17 protein-coding genes and 3 tRNA genes are annotated in these 14,958 nt (G+C 70.8%); 5 read left to right on the top strand and 15 right to left on the bottom strand.

Translation table 11 applies throughout. From position 1 onward, the window contains the following. Positions 1 to 166: 166 nt before the first annotated feature. The 7 genes from AC07DS_RS24815 to AC07DS_RS24785 all read right to left on the bottom strand — a co-directional run bounded on the left by AC07DS_RS24815 (position 167) and on the right by AC07DS_RS24785 (position 3,817). Positions 167 to 1,603, bottom strand: coding sequence for a DHA2 family efflux MFS transporter permease subunit (locus AC07DS_RS24815; RefSeq protein ID WP_479148600.1), 1,437 nt, complete (start codon positions 1,601 to 1,603; stop codon positions 167 to 169). A gap of 93 nt (positions 1,604 to 1,696) precedes the next feature. Continuing rightward, a complete protein-coding gene (locus AC07DS_RS24810; protein ID WP_336114129.1) occupies positions 1,697 to 2,266 on the bottom strand; it encodes a TetR/AcrR family transcriptional regulator in 570 nt (189 codons plus the stop codon). A 129-nt stretch (positions 2,267 to 2,395) separates the two neighbouring features. Beyond that, on the bottom strand, positions 2,396 to 2,824 hold the full coding sequence (locus tag AC07DS_RS24805) for a MaoC family dehydratase (protein WP_336114127.1): 429 nt from the start codon (positions 2,822 to 2,824) through the stop codon (positions 2,396 to 2,398). A 7-nt stretch (positions 2,825 to 2,831) separates the two neighbouring features. Then, the gene (locus AC07DS_RS24800) at positions 2,832 to 3,284 is read right to left on the bottom strand and encodes an FAS1-like dehydratase domain-containing protein (RefSeq protein WP_479148598.1); all 453 of its coding nucleotides are present in this window, start codon (positions 3,282 to 3,284) and stop codon (positions 2,832 to 2,834) included. An 88-nt stretch (positions 3,285 to 3,372) separates the two neighbouring features. Continuing rightward, complete coding sequence (gene rpmG, locus AC07DS_RS24795) at positions 3,373 to 3,537, bottom strand: 50S ribosomal protein L33 (protein WP_003948671.1); 165 nt, start codon at positions 3,535 to 3,537, stop codon at positions 3,373 to 3,375. 88 nt (positions 3,538 to 3,625) lie between these two features. Beyond that, positions 3,626 to 3,698: transfer RNA gene (locus AC07DS_RS24790), tRNA-Met, on the bottom strand. A gap of 46 nt (positions 3,699 to 3,744) precedes the next feature. Further along, positions 3,745 to 3,817 (bottom strand) — tRNA-Thr (locus AC07DS_RS24785). A 373-nt stretch (positions 3,818 to 4,190) separates the two neighbouring features. On the opposite strand from AC07DS_RS24785, the gene AC07DS_RS24780 reads away from it, so the two are divergent. Both AC07DS_RS24780 and AC07DS_RS24775 read left to right on the top strand, forming a co-directional pair. Next, on the top strand, positions 4,191 to 5,456 hold the full coding sequence (locus tag AC07DS_RS24780) for an amidohydrolase family protein (RefSeq protein ID WP_479148596.1): 1,266 nt from the start codon (positions 4,191 to 4,193) through the stop codon (positions 5,454 to 5,456). A gap of 234 nt (positions 5,457 to 5,690) precedes the next feature. After that, positions 5,691 to 6,347 (top strand): SDR family oxidoreductase, encoded by a 657-nt coding sequence (locus AC07DS_RS24775; protein ID WP_479148594.1) that lies wholly within the window; start codon positions 5,691 to 5,693, stop codon positions 6,345 to 6,347. 153 nt (positions 6,348 to 6,500) lie between these two features. Here the strand turns inward: AC07DS_RS24775 and AC07DS_RS24770 are convergent, their stop codons facing one another. Together AC07DS_RS24770 and AC07DS_RS24765 are read right to left on the bottom strand one after the other, a co-directional pair. Further along, positions 6,501 to 6,713: a hypothetical protein gene (locus AC07DS_RS24770; RefSeq protein ID WP_479148592.1), complete on the bottom strand. Its 213-nt coding sequence runs from the start codon at positions 6,711 to 6,713 to the stop codon at positions 6,501 to 6,503. 312 nt (positions 6,714 to 7,025) lie between these two features. Further along, the gene (locus AC07DS_RS24765; RefSeq protein ID WP_479148591.1) at positions 7,026 to 7,274 is read right to left on the bottom strand and encodes a DUF7660 family protein; all 249 of its coding nucleotides are present in this window, start codon (positions 7,272 to 7,274) and stop codon (positions 7,026 to 7,028) included. A 192-nt stretch (positions 7,275 to 7,466) separates the two neighbouring features. Here AC07DS_RS24765 and AC07DS_RS24760 point away from each other — a divergent pair, with 192 nt between their 5' ends. After that, positions 7,467 to 7,634, top strand: coding sequence for a hypothetical protein (locus AC07DS_RS24760; protein ID WP_479148589.1), 168 nt, complete (start codon positions 7,467 to 7,469; stop codon positions 7,632 to 7,634). A 174-nt stretch (positions 7,635 to 7,808) separates the two neighbouring features. Here AC07DS_RS24760 and AC07DS_RS24755 read toward each other — a convergent pair. Beyond that, positions 7,809 to 7,890: transfer RNA gene (locus AC07DS_RS24755), tRNA-Tyr, on the bottom strand. 212 nt (positions 7,891 to 8,102) lie between these two features. Here AC07DS_RS24755 and AC07DS_RS24750 point away from each other — a divergent pair. Beyond that, positions 8,103 to 8,591 (top strand): YajQ family cyclic di-GMP-binding protein, encoded by a 489-nt coding sequence (locus AC07DS_RS24750; RefSeq protein ID WP_145886731.1) that lies wholly within the window; start codon positions 8,103 to 8,105, stop codon positions 8,589 to 8,591. Positions 8,592 to 8,666: 75 nt separating this feature from the next. Here AC07DS_RS24750 and AC07DS_RS24745 read toward each other — a convergent pair whose 3' ends face one another. Then, positions 8,667 to 8,933, bottom strand: a complete 267-nt coding sequence (locus tag AC07DS_RS24745) for a GlsB/YeaQ/YmgE family stress response membrane protein (protein WP_145886733.1) — start codon at positions 8,931 to 8,933, stop codon at positions 8,667 to 8,669. Positions 8,934 to 9,088: 155 nt separating this feature from the next. Here AC07DS_RS24745 and AC07DS_RS24740 point away from each other — a divergent pair, with 155 nt between their 5' ends. Then, positions 9,089 to 10,366, top strand: coding sequence for an APC family permease (locus AC07DS_RS24740; protein WP_479148587.1), 1,278 nt, complete (start codon positions 9,089 to 9,091; stop codon positions 10,364 to 10,366). A 21-nt stretch (positions 10,367 to 10,387) separates the two neighbouring features. Here AC07DS_RS24740 and AC07DS_RS24735 read toward each other — a convergent pair whose 3' ends face one another. From AC07DS_RS24735 to AC07DS_RS24720, 4 genes are all read right to left on the bottom strand, one after another. Next, positions 10,388 to 10,780 (bottom strand): YccF domain-containing protein, encoded by a 393-nt coding sequence (locus AC07DS_RS24735; protein ID WP_145886737.1) that lies wholly within the window; start codon positions 10,778 to 10,780, stop codon positions 10,388 to 10,390. Further along, positions 10,777 to 11,640 carry a zinc metalloprotease HtpX gene (htpX, locus tag AC07DS_RS24730; protein ID WP_145886739.1) on the bottom strand — a complete coding sequence of 288 codons (864 nt, stop codon included), beginning with the start codon at positions 11,638 to 11,640 and terminating at the stop codon, positions 10,777 to 10,779. Before htpX ends, AC07DS_RS24735 begins: the two co-directional genes overlap by 4 nt. Before the next feature lie 211 nt (positions 11,641 to 11,851). Continuing rightward, positions 11,852 to 13,387: an NADH-quinone oxidoreductase subunit N gene (locus AC07DS_RS24725; RefSeq protein WP_479148584.1), complete on the bottom strand. Its 1,536-nt coding sequence runs from the start codon at positions 13,385 to 13,387 to the stop codon at positions 11,852 to 11,854. Next, a complete protein-coding gene (locus tag AC07DS_RS24720) occupies positions 13,384 to 14,958 on the bottom strand; it encodes an NADH-quinone oxidoreductase subunit M (RefSeq protein WP_479148582.1) in 1,575 nt (524 codons plus the stop codon). Before AC07DS_RS24720 ends, AC07DS_RS24725 begins: the two co-directional genes overlap by 4 nt.

Here is a 14,958-nt window from a genome sequence, read left to right as displayed (position 1 = left end):
AAACACGCACAATCGACTCCCCCCCCCCCCCCCCCCGCCTCCCCCCCCCCCCCCCCCCCCACCCCCCCCCCCCCCCCCCCCCTCCCCCCCCCCCCCCCCCCCCCCCGCGCGTGCCGGGCGGTGTTCCGTGCCCCGAGCCGGGCTGCCGGCGCCGAGCGCTGTGCGCTCAGTGCGCGGCGGTCTCCAGGGCCGGCGCGGGCTCGGTCGTGCCGGTGGCGAGGACCGTGCGGCGCCGGGCGGGGATCAGCAGGGCCGCGACTCCGGCGAGGGCGACCATCGCGGCGCCGACGACCAGCGCGGGCCGCAGTCCGTCGACGAAGGCCTGGGCGCTCTCGTAGCCGCCCTGGGCCGAGAAGATCGACGACATGACCGCTATGCCGAGCGCGCCGCCCACCTCGCGCAGGGCGTTGTTGGCGCCGGAGGCGATGCCCTGCTCCGCGGGCAGGACGCTGGACATGACCAGGTTGGAGGCGGGCGCGAAGAACAGGGCCATGCCGATGCCGCTGATGATCAGGCCGGGCAGCTGGGCCGCGTAGGACACGTCGGCGGTGGCCACGGAGGCCAGGTAGCCGAGCCCCGCGGCCTGCAGGAACAGGCCGGTGGCGACGACCGGGCGGCCGCCGATGCGGTCGGAGAGGATCCCGGCGATCGGCGCGACGAGCATCGGCATGCCGGTCCACGGCAGCATCCTGAGGCCCGCCTCGGTGGGCGAGTAGCCGAGCACGCCCTGCATGTACTGGCTGAGCAGGAAGATCGAGCCGAACATCCCGAGGAACATCAGCAGGCTCGCGGCGTTGATCCCGGAGAAGGCGCGGGAGCGGAACAGCCGCATCGGCAGCATGGGGTGCTTGCTGCGGCTGCCGTGGTGCACGAATCCGCCGAGCAGCGCGGCGCCCGCGATCAGGCCGGTCAGCACGAGGGGGCCGGTCCAGCCGTCGACCGGGCCGCGCACCAGTCCGTACACGATCCCGAAAAGCCCGCCGCTGACGAGCAGGGTGCCGGGGAGGTCGAGCCGGGCACCTGCGCCGTAGGACTCGGCGAGGCGCAGACGGGCGAGCGGCAGCAGGGCCACGCCGAGCGGGACGTTCAGCCAGAAGATCCAGTGCCAGGAGATGTGCTCGGTGAGGCTGCCCCCGATGAGCGGCCCGGAGGCCACGGCGAGGCCGTTGACGGCCCCCCAGATGCCGTACGCCATACCCCGCTTGGCGGCGGGCACTGCCGCGGTCAGCAGGGTCAGTGTGAGCGGCATCATCACGGCCGCTCCGACGCCCTGGACCGCGCGGGCGGCGATGAGGGAGCCGATGCCGGGGGCCATGGCCGCCGCGGCGGAGGCACCGGTGAAGACGGTGATTCCGGCGAGGAAGAGCCGGCGGCGCCCGAAACGGTCGCCGAGCGCGGCGCCGAACATCAGCAGGACGGCGAAGGTGAGCGTGTAGGCGCTCACGGTCCACTCCAGGTCGTCCAGCGCGCCGCCGAGGTCCTTGCGGATGGAGGGCAGGGCGGTGGTGACGACGAGGTTGTCGAGCGCCGCCATGAACCCGGCGACGCTGGTGATGACGAGGGCCCAGACGGCGCCCCCGCGACGTGCGGTCTGCTGTGACATCTCTCCCCCAGAGGGTGATCACTGCCGTTGATTAGTTATTGCTGACTAACTTTGCAGCCCATGAAAAAGGGCGGGACGCCGCCCTCTCGCGCGCTACTTCTCCAGCCGCCCGGTGATCCGGGCCGACGGGTACATCCCCTGCCAGACCTGGTGCTCCGGCGGAAATCCCATGGCGGTAAGGGTGTTGATGAGCATTCCGTACGCCAGGAAGGTCGTGGTGTCGTTCACGTCCGCCCCGAGCGGCGGATGCACGGTCTCCCAGAGCTTCATCCAGCCGGCCCGCACGGCCTCGCCGAACGCGTGGTCGCCTTCCGCCTCGGCCGCCGCCACCGTGATGTACGTCTGCATCTGCATCTGGAGCGTCTCGGGGTGCTCCGTGAGCAGACGCACATAGGCGTTCGCCATGGCGTGCCGGGCTTCGTCCCCGTCCAGCCCCTCGGCGGCCTCCCCGAGGATCCGGCAGGTGTCCTCGATGCACCGGAGGGACGCGGCGGCGAAGATCGCTTTCTTGCCCGGGAAGAGCCGGAAGAGGTACGGCTGCGAGACACCGACCCGCTTGGCGATCGCCTCGGTGGAGGTGCCGAAGTAGCCCCTCTGCGCGAACTCCGCGATCGCCGCGCGAATGACGCTCTCGCGTCGCTCCTCTGCGCTCATCCTGACCATGCGAGAAAGTTAGTACTCAATCACTAACCAGTCAAGGGGTGACGGTGCCACCCCGTGCGCAGGTGACTGTGCCGACCCATGCGTAAGGGGCGCCCACTCATGGTCGACGCCCCTTACCCGGATCTGCCGTCAGGCCAGTCGCACGACCGCCCGGGACATGCCCAGCACCTTCTCGCCCTCGCTGGTAGCGATCAGGTCCACGCGGACCGTGTTGTCGTCCAGCTTGGCCGCGACCTTGGCGCTGACCTCGATCACCGCGCCCTTGTCGTCGTTCGGCACGACGACCGGCTTGGTGAAGCGGACGCCGTACTCCACGACCGCGCCCGGGTCGCCGGTCCAGTCGGTGACCACGCGGATCGCCTCGGCCATGGTGAACATGCCGTGCGCGATGACGTCCGGCAGGCCCACCTCCTTGGCGAACTTCTCGTTCCAGTGGATGGGGTTGAAGTCCCCGGAGGCACCCGCGTACCGCACCAGTGTGGCGCGGTTCACAGGGAAGGTCTGCGCCGGCAGTTCGGTGCCGACCTCGACGTCGTCGTACGCGATCTTCGCCGTCATCGCTGTCTCACGCCTCCTCGGCCGCACGGGCCACGAGCTTGGTCCAGGCGGTCACCACGTGCTCGCCCGCCTCGTCGTGCACCTCACCACGGATGTCCAGCACGTCGTTGCCCGCGAGGGACTTGATCCCCTCGATGGTGGAGGTGACCGTGAGCCGGTCACCCACGCGCACCGGGCGGGTGTAGGCGAACTTCTGGCTGCCGTGCACCACGCGGCTGTAGTCGAGACCGAGCTGCGGGTCCTCGACGACCTCTCCGGCCGCCCGGTAGGTGATGGCGAACACGAACGTCGGCGGCGCGATCACATCGGGGTGCCCGAACGCCTTGGCGGCCTCCGGGTCCGAGTACACGGGGTTGGCCTCCCCGACCGCCTCGGCGAACTCACGGATCTTCTCCCGGCCCACCTCGTAGGGCTCGGTGGACGGATAGGTCCGTCCCACGAAGGACTGGTCGAGCGCCATGGCCCGGCACCTCCTGGTCTCGGCAGCGTGTGAAACGACGTAAGGCCGCCCCCCTGTTCGAGGGGGCGGCCTTACGTACGAGCCTGATTTATCGCGTTTCGCGGTGCGCAGTGTGCGCGTTGCAACGCGGGCAGTGCTTCTTCATCTCCAGTCGGTCCGGGTTGTTACGCCGGTTCTTCTTGGTGATGTAGTTCCGCTCCTTGCACTCCACGCAGGCCAGCGTGATCTTCGGGCGGACGTCGGTGGCAGCCACGTGAGTGCTCCTTGACGAACGGATTGACTGAACTAACGCAAAAAGAGTAGCCGATCGAAGGACCGACCCCGCAATCGGCTACTGTCAGTAGCGGTGACCGGACTTGAACCGGTGACACAGCGATTATGAGCCGCTTGCTCTACCGACTGAGCTACACCGCTTTGATGAGATCAGTCCCCGTCTTGCGACGGGAACCTCTCACACCAGAGCCCCAAAACGGAATCGAACCGTTGACCTTCTCCTTACCATGGAGACGCTCTGCCGACTGAGCTATTGGGGCGAGCGATGAAGACATTACACGGTCCGCCGCCGTTCACCCAAATCCGTATCCGGCCGCCCGCCACAGGCCCGTTCGCGGGCCCTCGGCGGGCCGTTCCCAGGCCTCCCGGGAACCCCGCAAGTCCCCTCTGCGGCCCGGGCACGCGCGCGTGAGACACCGGTCATAAACGGTCGCGGTGCGCAGCGCGCGCACGCATGAGCGCTGGTCACACCGGCGGACGACGCGGGTACCGCCGGAGGCGGACCACGCCGGTACGACTATTGCGCTCCTCCGCGCCGCGCACTGCTCGCCACCCTAGGCTCGACTCACTCTGCGTGATCTTGGGCCCGTCGCGGCCCTGCCCCCGAGCCCCCGGCCCGACCCCTGGAGTCCGATGCCCGACAGCCAGCCGCAGCCACCCTCGTCGTCGAACCCTTCCGGGTCCTCCGGACAGCCCGACCCGGCCGCCCTGCTGCTGTGCGGGGCTCGGCTCACCGACGGCCGGACCGTGGACGTACGGCTGGGCGGCGGGCGCATCGAGGCGGTCGGCACGGCCGGCAGCCTGACCGCGGGGCCGGCCCGCAAGGGCGCCGCGCGCGTGGACCTCGGCGGCTACCTGCTCCTCGCGGCCCCGGCCGAGGCGCACGCCCACAGCGACACCGCGCTCTCCGCCGAACAGCCGGGACCGGTCTCGTACGCCCCCGAGGACGTCCAGCGCCGGGCCACGGAGGCGGCCCTGCTCCAACTCGGCCACGGAGCGACGGCGTTGCGCGCACACGTGCGCGTGGGCGACGTCCAGGGCCTGGGCTCGCTCGGCGCCGTACTGCAGGCACGGCGCTCCCTGCGGGGGCTCGCGGAACTGACCACGGTGGCGATGCCGCGCCTGCTGACCGGGGTGGCCGGGGCCGACGGGCTCGCGATGCTGCGGGACGCGCTGAAGATGGGCGCCTCCGTGGTGGGCGGCTGCCCGGACCTGGACCCGGATCCCACGGGTTACGTCGAGGCCGTGCTGGAGGTGGCCTCGGAGCACGGCTGCCCGGTGGATCTGCACACGGACGCGGCGGACCCGGCCCGGCTGTCCCGGTTCGCGGCCATGGCGGGTGGCCTGCGCCCCGGCGTGACGATCGGCCCGTGCGCCGGTCTGGCGCGCCTGAACACCGAGGCCGCCTCCCGGCTCGCGGACCAGCTCGCGGCGGCCGGCGTGACGGTGGTGTGCCTGCCCCAGGGCGGTTGCGGGGGCGTGGACCGGCGGGGCACGGCCCCGGTGCGGCTGCTGCGCGCGGCAGGGGTGCGGGTGGCGGCCGGCAGCGGCGCCCTGCGGGACGTCTCGAACCCCGTCGGCCGCGGCGACCCCCTGGAGGCCGCCTACCTCCTCTCCTCCGCCCATGGCCTGCGCCCCGAGGACGCCTACGACGCGGTGAGCGCCTCGGCGCGCGCGGTCCTGGGCCTGCCCGAGGTCCGCGTGGAGGCCGGCTTCCCCGCGGAACTCCTCGCCGTGCGCGGCGACCACCTGTCCGGCGCCCTCTCCCTCGCCTACAGCCGGATCGTGGTGCACCGGGGGCGGGTGGTGGCACGCACGAGCGCGGTACGCGAGTACTGCAGCTCGGCGGCAGCGGCGGAACTGGGGCTGCCGCGGCAGGGGCGGAAGGAGCTGTCGTGAGGTGGCACCGGTCGCGCCGGGGCACACGTCAGGCCCCGGGACGCCCGTACGGTTGAGGGGCGCATGTTCGCAATGGGGGGGCGCACATTCCAGCCCGTACACCCGGATCGTGCGCCCAGGCGCCCTCAAGCCGCCGCACGCCCCTGATCATGCCCCGGCGCGCCCCCGAGCCACGGCACGCCCCGGCGTGAACCCGTGCGGCGGCCGCGCTTCTTCGGGCGTACGGTCGGAATCATGCGCATTGTCATCGCTGGTGGTCATGGTCAGATCGCGCTGCGGCTGGAGCAACTGCTCTCCGCGCGCGGGGACGACGTCGCGGGGATCATCCGCAACGCGGAACAGAGCGACGATCTGCGGGCGGCCGGCGCCGAACCGGTCCTGCTCGACCTGGAGTCCGCCTCGGTCGAGGAGGTCGCGGCACATCTGCAGGGCGCGGACGCCGCGGTGTTCGCGGCGGGCGCGGGCCCGGGCAGCGGTACGACCCGCAAGGACACGGTGGACAGGGGTGCGGCCGTACTGTTCACGGAGGCGGCCGTACGTGCGGGCGTACGGCGTTTCGTGGTGGTCTCCTCGATGGGCGCGGACCCCGCGCACGAGGGCGACGACGTGTTCGACGTGTACCTGCGCGCCAAGGGCGTGGCCGACGCGTACGTCACCCGTCAGGACGCGCTCGACTGGACGATCCTGCGCCCCGGGGCGCTGACGAACGACGCGGGCACCGGCCAGGTCCGCCTGGAGGCCCGCACCGGGCGCGGCCCGATCCCGCGGGACGACGTGGCGGCCGTACTGGCGGAGCTGGTGGACACCTCGGCGACGGCCGGCCTGACGCTGGAGCTGATCGGCGGGTCGACGCCGGTGTCGGTCGCGGTGAAGTCGGTCGCGGGGAACTGAGGCCGGCCGCCGGGCGTTCACCTGTCGAAGCGTCAGAACGGTCAGAACGTCAGAACGTCAGAACGTCAGGGCGTCAGGGCGTCAGGGCGTCAGGGCGTCAGGGCGTCAGGGCGTCAGGGCGTCAGGGCGTCAGAAGATCAGAGCGCCAGAAGGTCAGAACAGAGGCAGCTGCCCGGGAAAGTCCGGTACGGCGTACCCGTCCAACGCCGGCTGGACCGCACCGAGTTGGGCCGTCCTCCGGGATCCGGAACACGAGACGAGTTCCCCGCCCTCCCGCGCCCCGGGCGGGTCGTGCCGCGCGAAGCGCCCCGCGACGACGGCGATCTCGCGACGGCACACAGGGCAGGTTCTGCGACGGGAGGTCATGCCGCCAGTGTGCCTGCCGCACAACGAAGAGACCCCTGTGTGGCGGCGCAGGGATTCGAACCTGGGAAGGCTGAGCCGGCAGATTGGCGGTCTTCCTTTGCCGCCTCGGTCGCTGGTGTCCTGACCTGCACGAGCACAATCCCGAGTGCATGCCCAGCCCGGCCGCGCGTCGTCCACACAGACTAGGCCCGTGACCTGGCACCAGCCGCTTTCGCAGTCCAGCCGCCCTGTACTTTGGCCCCAGTCCGCCGCCGTCCGCCGGCGTTGTCACTCAGTCAGACAGTCAGCACAGCGTCGCTGCGCAATTGCTGACTACTCGTAAATGGTTGCCGCTCGAAGCGCTCGTGCGAAGAAGCTCCAGTCACCACCGGCGGCCAGCTCGCGGCCGGCGTTGCTGTACCAGCCGTCCGCGTCGTCGATCCATGCGGCGAGGGCCTCCAGGAATCCAGCCAGGTCTGCGTTCTCCCACGAATCGCCCTCTGCGACATAGCTGCGGTACAGCGAACGGACGAAAGTTGCCAGGTCTTCTCTGCTGTTGACCTGATCAGGAGAAGCGGTCATGCGCGGCACTCTAATCGGCACGCCAACTGCCGGTGGATGGCGAGAAACACCCCGTCCTGCCGGTCGTCGTCGAGTGACCTCGGCCGGCCCGGGGACGGCCCGGCAGGACGATGCTTCAGGCCCTCCGAAAGAGGCCGTGGTCGAGGCCGCCTCAATGCCGACTCTCCGACCATATGACCTTCGCCACGGGGGGTGTTCTTCTGGCTCAGCTCCGGTGTGGACGCGATGGAGTGCGCCCGCCGGGCCGGCCACATCATCGCGGTCCTGCACCGGGTGTACGCCAGGGTGTTGGACCAGACCCGCGAACGGGCTAACAGCCGGATCGGCGCGGCGCTCCGGGAGTGGAACGAGCCCGAGTGAGCGCGTCTCCCCCGGGGGGACACCTGGGGGAGACGCGCTGATCAGAGGTGGGATACGAGTGGGACGGAGTGAGACACGCCCGGTGAATCCGGCGTCGAATCGAACGGACGTCAGAAACGAAGAGACCCCCTCCGACCTACCGTAATGGCTGGTCGGAGGGGGTCATCCCCAGTGTGGCGGCGCCAGGATTCGAACCTGGGAAGGCTGAGCCGGCAGATTTACAGTCTGCTCCCTTTGGCCGCTCGGGCACACCGCCTGGGTTGCTGCCCTTCGAACCGCTTTTCGGCGGCGCTCCCTGGCAACGACGTAAACAATACCCGATGCCGAGGGGTGCTTCGCCACCCGATTCATCTGCGCCCCTCTGGTCGCCGGGTGGCTAGGCTGGTGCGGATGCGGCCCGGTTCCACACCGGGCTAGGCGGCCGCCGCCACGCACCCGATTCGCACCCGATACAAGGAGCCACAGGACATGGCCGACTCCAGTTTCGACATCGTCTCGAAGGTCGAGCGGCAGGAGGTCGACAACGCCCTCAACCAGGCCGCCAAGGAGATCTCGCAGCGCTACGACTTCAAGGGCGTGGGTGCCTCGATCTCGTGGTCCGGCGACAAGATCCTCATGGAGGCGAACTCCGAGGACCGGGTCAACGCTGTCCTCGACGTCTTCCAGTCCAAGCTGATCAAGCGCGGCATCTCGCTCAAGGCGCTGGACGCGGGCGAGCCCCAGCTCTCCGGCAAGGAGTACAAGATCTTCGCGTCCATCGAGGAGGGCATCTCCCAGGAGAACGCGAAGAAGGTGGCGAAGATCATCCGTGACGAGGGCCCGAAGGGCGTGAAGGCCCAGGTCCAGGGCGACGAGCTGCGCGTCACCTCCAAGAGCCGCGATGACCTGCAGGCCGTGATCTCGCTGCTCAAGGGCAAGGACTTCGACTTCGCGCTGCAGTTCGTGAACTACCGGTAGGACACCGGCGGGAGACATGCGGGAAGGGTGGGCACCCGGAGGTGGCCCACCCTTCCCGCATGTGGTGTGCGTTCGTCAGTCGCGCGAGTTGCCGAACAGGATGCGGTAGAGGATCAGCAGCACGAGCGAGCCGCCGATCGCCGCGGCCCAGGTCGCGCCGTCGTAGAAGTGCTTGCTGACCGGGTGGTCCAGCCAGCGCGCCGATATCCAGCCGCCGATGAACGCGCCCGCGATGCCGATGAGGGTCGTGCCGATGAAGCCGCCCGGGTCGCGGCCGGGCAGCAGGACCTTGGCGATGGCTCCGGCCAGAAGCCCCAGGATGATCCAACCGATGATGCTCATGCCGTGAACCTGCCCTCCCGCGCTGTGTCCGCACTGTCCGGCCCTTGAGAATCCGGTGAGGATCGGCTGTCCGTAGCGCGCGTGTTCGTGCCGTGTCGATGAAGAGGACGCCACCGGTCCACCACGCGGTTGCGGAGATCAGTAGGGTGCGGCGCATGACCACCTCCGACACCGGTCTGCGCCGCACCCTGGGCGTGCGGGACGCCGTGATCGTGGGCCTCGGTTCGATGGTCGGGGCCGGCATCTTCTCCGCCCTCGGCCCGGCCGCGCGCGCCGCCGGACCGGGGCTGCTGATCGGTCTGGCCGTCGCTGCCGTGGTGGCCTACTGCAACGCCATGTCCTCGGCCCGCCTGGCCGCTCTCTATCCGGCCTCCGGCGGCACGTACGTGTACGGCAGGGAGCGGCTGGGACCGTTCTGGGGCTATCTCGCCGGCTGGGCGTTCGTGGTCGGCAAGACGGCCTCCTGCGCGGCCATGGCACTCACCGTGGGGGCGTACGTGTGGCCCGCGCAGGCGCACGCGGTGGCCGTGGCGGCCGTGGTGGCCCTGACCGCGGTGAACTACGGGGGCATCCAGAAGTCGGCGTGGCTGACGCGGGTGATCGTGGCCGTGGTGCTGGCCGTCCTCGCGTGTGTGGTGGTCGTGTGCCTGACCTCCGCGGAGGCCGATGCCGGGCGCCTCGGCATCGGGGTGTCGTCGGGTGTGGGCGGGGTGCTGCAGGCCGCCGGTCTGCTGTTCTTCGCGTTCGCCGGGTACGCGCGCATCGCGACCCTGGGCGAGGAGGTGCGGGATCCCGCGCGCACCATTCCGCGTGCCATTCCGCTGGCGCTCGGAATCGCGCTGGTCGTCTACGTGGCCGTGGCGGTGGCCGTGCTCGCCGTCCTCGGCCCGGACCGGCTGGGGCACGCGGGGGCGCCGCTGGCCGAAGCGGTGCGTGCGGCGGGGGCGCCGGGGCTCGCGCCCGTGGTGCGGGTGGGCGCCGCGGTGGCCGCGCTGGGGTCGCTGCTCGCGCTGATCCTCGGGGTGTCCCGGACGACGCTCGCGATGGCCCGCGACCGTCATCTGCCCCGGGCGCTGGCCGCTGTGCATCCGCGGTTCCAGGTCCCGCACCGGGCTGAGCTGGCCGTCGGCGCGGTGGTCGCCGTGCTGGCCGCGGCGGTGGACGTGCGCGGCGCGATCGGCTTCTCCTCGTTCGGCGTGCTGGCCTACTACGCCGTGGCCAACGCCTCCGCCTGGACGCTGAGTCCGGCACTGTCGGCACGCCTCGTGCCGGCCGTGGGGCTGCTCGGCTGCGCGACGCTGGCGTTCGCCCTCCCGTCGGCCTCGGTCGCCGTCGGGGCGGGCGTGCTGGCCGTGGGCGTGGCGGCCTACGGCGTTCGGCGATGGCGGGCGGGGCACCGCTCCGGCACGGCCGACGAGGCTTCCGGGCGCTAGGCCTGCCCGGCAGGCCCTGGGTCAGCGGGCCGCGAACGGCTCGTCCGTGCGGACGATCTCGCGGCCCAGCGGCAGCAGGGAGACCGGGATCATCTTGAAGTTGGCGATGCCGAACGGGATGCCGATGATCGTCAGGCACAGGGCGATGCCGGTGGTGATGTGGGCGAGGGCCAGCCACCAGCCGGCCAGGATCAGCCACAGCACGTTGCCGACGCACGAGGGCGCACCCGCGTCCCGGCGCTCGACCGTGGTGTACCCGAAAGGCCACAGGGCGTAGACGCCGATGCGGAAGGCGGCGATGCCGAACGGGATACCGATGATCGTGATGCACAGCAGCACGCCGGCGAGCAGGTAGGCGAGGAACAGCCAGAATCCGCTCAGAACGAGCCAAATGACGTTCAGGATGGTCTTCACTGGTGGTGACCTGCCATCTTCTCGAGCCGGGCGATGCGTTCCGCCATCGGCGGGTGCGTGGAGAACATCTTGGACAGTCCCTGGCCCGCGCGGAAGGGGTTCGCGATCATCATGTGGCTCGCGGTCTCGATCCGGGGCTCGGGGGGCAGCGGGAGCTGCTGGGTGCCGACCTCCAGCTTGCGCAGGGCGCCGGCGAGGGCCAGCGGGTCGCCGGTGAGCTGGGCGCCCGAGGCGTCCGCCTCGTACTCCCTGGAGCGGCTGATGGCCAGCTGGATGAGCGAGGCGGCGATGGGGCCCAGGATCATGATCAGCAGCAGGCCGAGCAGGCCCGGGCCGTCGTCGTCGTCCGAGCGGCCGACCGGGATCAGCCAGGCGAAGTTGACCAGGAACATGATCACCGAGGCGAGGGCGCCGGCCACGGAGGAGATCAGGATGTCGCGGTTGTAGACGTGGCTCAGCTCGTGGCCGATGACGCCGCGCAGCTCGCGCTCGTCGAGCAGGCGCAGGATGCCCTCGGTGCAGCACACGGCCGCGTTGCGCGGGTTGCGGCCGGTCGCGAAGGCGTTGGGTGCCTCCGTCGGGGAGATGTACAGGCGGGGCATGGGCTGGCGGGCCTGCGTGGACAGCTCGCGGACCATCCGGTACAGCGCGGGAGCCTCGAACTCGCTCACCGGGCGGGCACGCATCGCGCGGAGCGCCAGCTTGTCGCTGTTCCAGTACGCGTAGGCGTTCGTGCCCAGCGCGACCAGGACCGCCACGATCAGTCCCGTACGGCCGAAGAAGCTGCCGATGACGATGATGAGTGCGGACAGTCCCCCGAGGAGTACGGCGGTCCTGAGCCCGTTGTGCCGGCGGTGCACGGTACGCCCTCCAAGTCGTGCAGCAGGGGAACCCTTTGGTCCAGTGGACCCTCCCGTTCTGGTCAACGCCAGGCGGCGGCCCCAAGTTCCCTTGAGCGGACGTCGGGGCACGTCGGCCGTACGGGTGACGTGCTCTTACGTCCTTCCGTGCGCCTCTTGCGCCTCGCCGCGCGCGTGGGGTCGCGGGTGCCCCACGCGCGCGTGCGCGTCCTCAGAACAGTCCGGTGGCCGCGAAGCGCAGGACCAGCTGGGGTGCGCCGGAGAGGACCACGCCGACGACTCCGGTGAGGGCGAGCGCCGCGGTGAGGGGGGCCGGGACCCGGTGCCGCGCGGGGGCGCCCTCGGGGGCGCGGAACAGCAGGGCCGTCCACTGGAGGTAGTAGAAGAGGGCGATCACCACGTTGACGGCCATGACCACGGCGAGCCAGCCCAGGCCCGCGTCGACGGCCGACGCGAACACGGTCACCTTCGCGAACAGGCCGATGACGCCCGGCGGCAGTCCGGCGAGGCAGAGCAGGAAGAACGCCAGGAGGAGGGCTGCGGCCGGGTTGGACGCGTACAGGCCCCGGTAGTCGCTGATCCGGTTCAGGGACTTCGTACGGCCCACCAGGGCGGCCACGGCGAAGGCGCCGAGGTTCACGGCGCCGTACATCAGGGCGTACGCGACCGTGGAGCCGATGGCCTTCTGGCCGTCCTTGACGTACGCGGCGGCGGCGATCGGCACCAGGAGGTAGCCGGCCTGACCGACCGAGGACCAGGCGAGCAGGCGTACGGCGCTGTAAGCGCGCGTGGCCTGCTGGCGCAGGGCACCGACATTGCCGACGGTCATGGTGAGGGCGGCCAGCGCGGCGAGCGCGGGCCCCCAGACGTCGGCATAGGACGGGAGGGCTACGACGGTGACGAGGATCAGGCCGGAGAAGCCGACGGCCTTGCCGACGACCGACAGATAGGCGGCGACGGGCAGCGGCGCGCCCACGTAGGTGTCGGGCACCCAGAAGTGGAACGGGACGGCGGCGGTCTTGAAGGCGAAGCCGACGAGGGTGAGGACGACGCCGGTCTGGACGAGGGTGTCGAGCCGGCCGTCGACGTGCTGGATCCGCTGGGCGATCCGGGTCAGGTAGAGGGTGCCGGTGGAGGCGTAGACGAAGCTGATGCCCATCAGGCTGACCGCGGTGGCGGTGACCGAGGACAGGAAGAACTTCAGGGCCGCCTCGGAGGAGCGCTTGTCGCCGTGCCGGATGCCGACGAGGGCGAAGGCGGGCAGGGAGGCGACCTCCAGGGCCACGATCAGCGTGGCCAGGTCGCGGGAGGCGGGCAGCAGCGCGGCGCCGGCAGCGGAGGACAGCAGCAGGAACCAGAACTCCCCGGCCGGGACGCGCTGGTGATCGTCCCTGAGGTTCGTCACCGACATCAGGGCGGCCAGCAGGGCGCCGCCGAGGGCGAGGAACTGGATGACCAGGGTGAAGTGGTCGGCCGTGTAGCTGCACAAGCTCGGGTCGCGGGGCAGGCAGAAGGTGCTGCGGTCGCCGTCCAGCAGCGGCAGCAGCATCAGTGTGGCCGCGGCGAGGCCCGCGACGGAGATCCAGCCGAGGAGGGGCTTGCGTGCCTCGGGGACGAACAGGTCGGCGACGAGGACGGCGAGCGCGACCACCGCGGCGATGGTGGGCGGCGCGATCGCGAGCCAGTCGACGGACTGGACCACGGACTGCACCGTGGACTGGGCCAGCGGCTGGGCCAGGGCGCTCATCGGGTGCCTCCTGCGAGGAGCTGCTGCACGGCCGGGTCGGTCAGGCCGAGCAGGACCCTCGGCCACAGTCCGGCGACGACGGTGAGGGCGACGAGCGGGGTCCAGGCCGCGAACTCGTAGCCCTGGACGTCCGCGAGCTTCGGCATGTCCTGCGGTACGGCGCCCATGCAGACCCGGCGGACCACGATCAGCATGTACGCGGCCGTCAGCAGGGTGCCGAACGCGCCGATCGCCATGAAGGTGAGGAACGCGGGCCGACTGAGGTCGGCGGCGGGGTTGAACGCGCCGAACAGGGCCAGCATCTCGCCCCAGAACCCGGCGAGTCCGGGCAGGCCGAGCGAGGCCACGGCGCCGAAGGCGAGCAGTCCGCCGAGGCGCGGGGCCTTGCCGTAGAGCGCGGCGCCGGTCTCCTCCGCGAGGGTGTCGAGGTCGGTGCTGCCGGTGCGGTCCTTGAGCGCGCCGACCAGGAAGAACAGGAGGCCGGTGATGAGGCCGTGGGCGATGTTCGCGAAGAGGGCGCCGTTCACGCCGGTCGGGGTCATGGTGGCGATGCCCAGCAGGACGAAGCCCATGTGGCCGACGGAGGAGTAGGCGATCAGCCGCTTCAGGTCGCCCTTAGCGCCCTGCTTGGCGAGGGCCAGGCAGGCCAGGGACCCATAGATGATGCCGACGACGGCGAACGCGGCGAGGTAGGGCGCGAAGGTGCGGAAGCCGTCCGGCGCGATCGGCAGCAGGATCCGGACGAATCCATACGTGCCCATCTTCAGCAGGACGCCGGCCAGCAGGACCGAGCCGACGGTCGGGGCGGAGGTGTGGGCGTCGGGCAGCCAGCTGTGCAGCGGCCACATCGGCGTCTTGACCGCGAGCCCGATCCCGATCGCCAGAACGGCGATGACCTGCACGGATGTGGTCAGTGACCGGCCGTTGTCAGTGGCGAGTGCCACCATGTCGAACGTGCCCGCCTTGATTCCGATCAGGAGGAGGCCGAGCAGCATGACGACGGAGCCGAGCAGCGTGAACAGGATGAACTTCCACGCGGCCCGGGTCCGGCCCTCGCCGCCCCAGCGGGCGATGAGGAAGTACATCGGGATGAGCACCATCTCGAACGCGAGGAAGAACAGCAGCAGGTCGAGGACGGCGAAGGTCGCGAGGGTGCCGGACTCGAGCAGGAGCACCAGCGCGACGAACGCCTTCGGGGACGGGCCCGCCGGCGGCTTGAAGTACGAGTAGAGCGCGCAGAGGAAGGTCAGCAGCGCGGTCAGGACCAGAAGGGGGAGGGAGATGCCGTCGATGCCGAGGTGGATCCGCACGTCGAGTGCGGGGATCCAGCTGATGTCGGTCGTGGCCTGCATCTTCGACGGCTGGTCGTGGTCGAAGCCGAGCGCGAGGACGATCGCCGCGATGAGGATCGCGCCGGTCACCGTCACACCGTGCCGCAGCACGGCCTGCCCGGGCGACTTCCCCTTCAGCCCGGGCGGGGCCGGCAGGAGAGCGGCGACCGCCCCGAGGAGCGGGCCGACGACGACGAACGCCAGAAGGAACTGCATCACGGACTCGTTGATATCGATCAC

It is taken from the genome of Streptomyces sp. NPDC044064 (assembly GCF_056434245.1).
The sequence above is the reverse complement of the archived record's forward strand: the minus strand, read 5'-3'. Positions and strand labels throughout refer to the sequence as shown.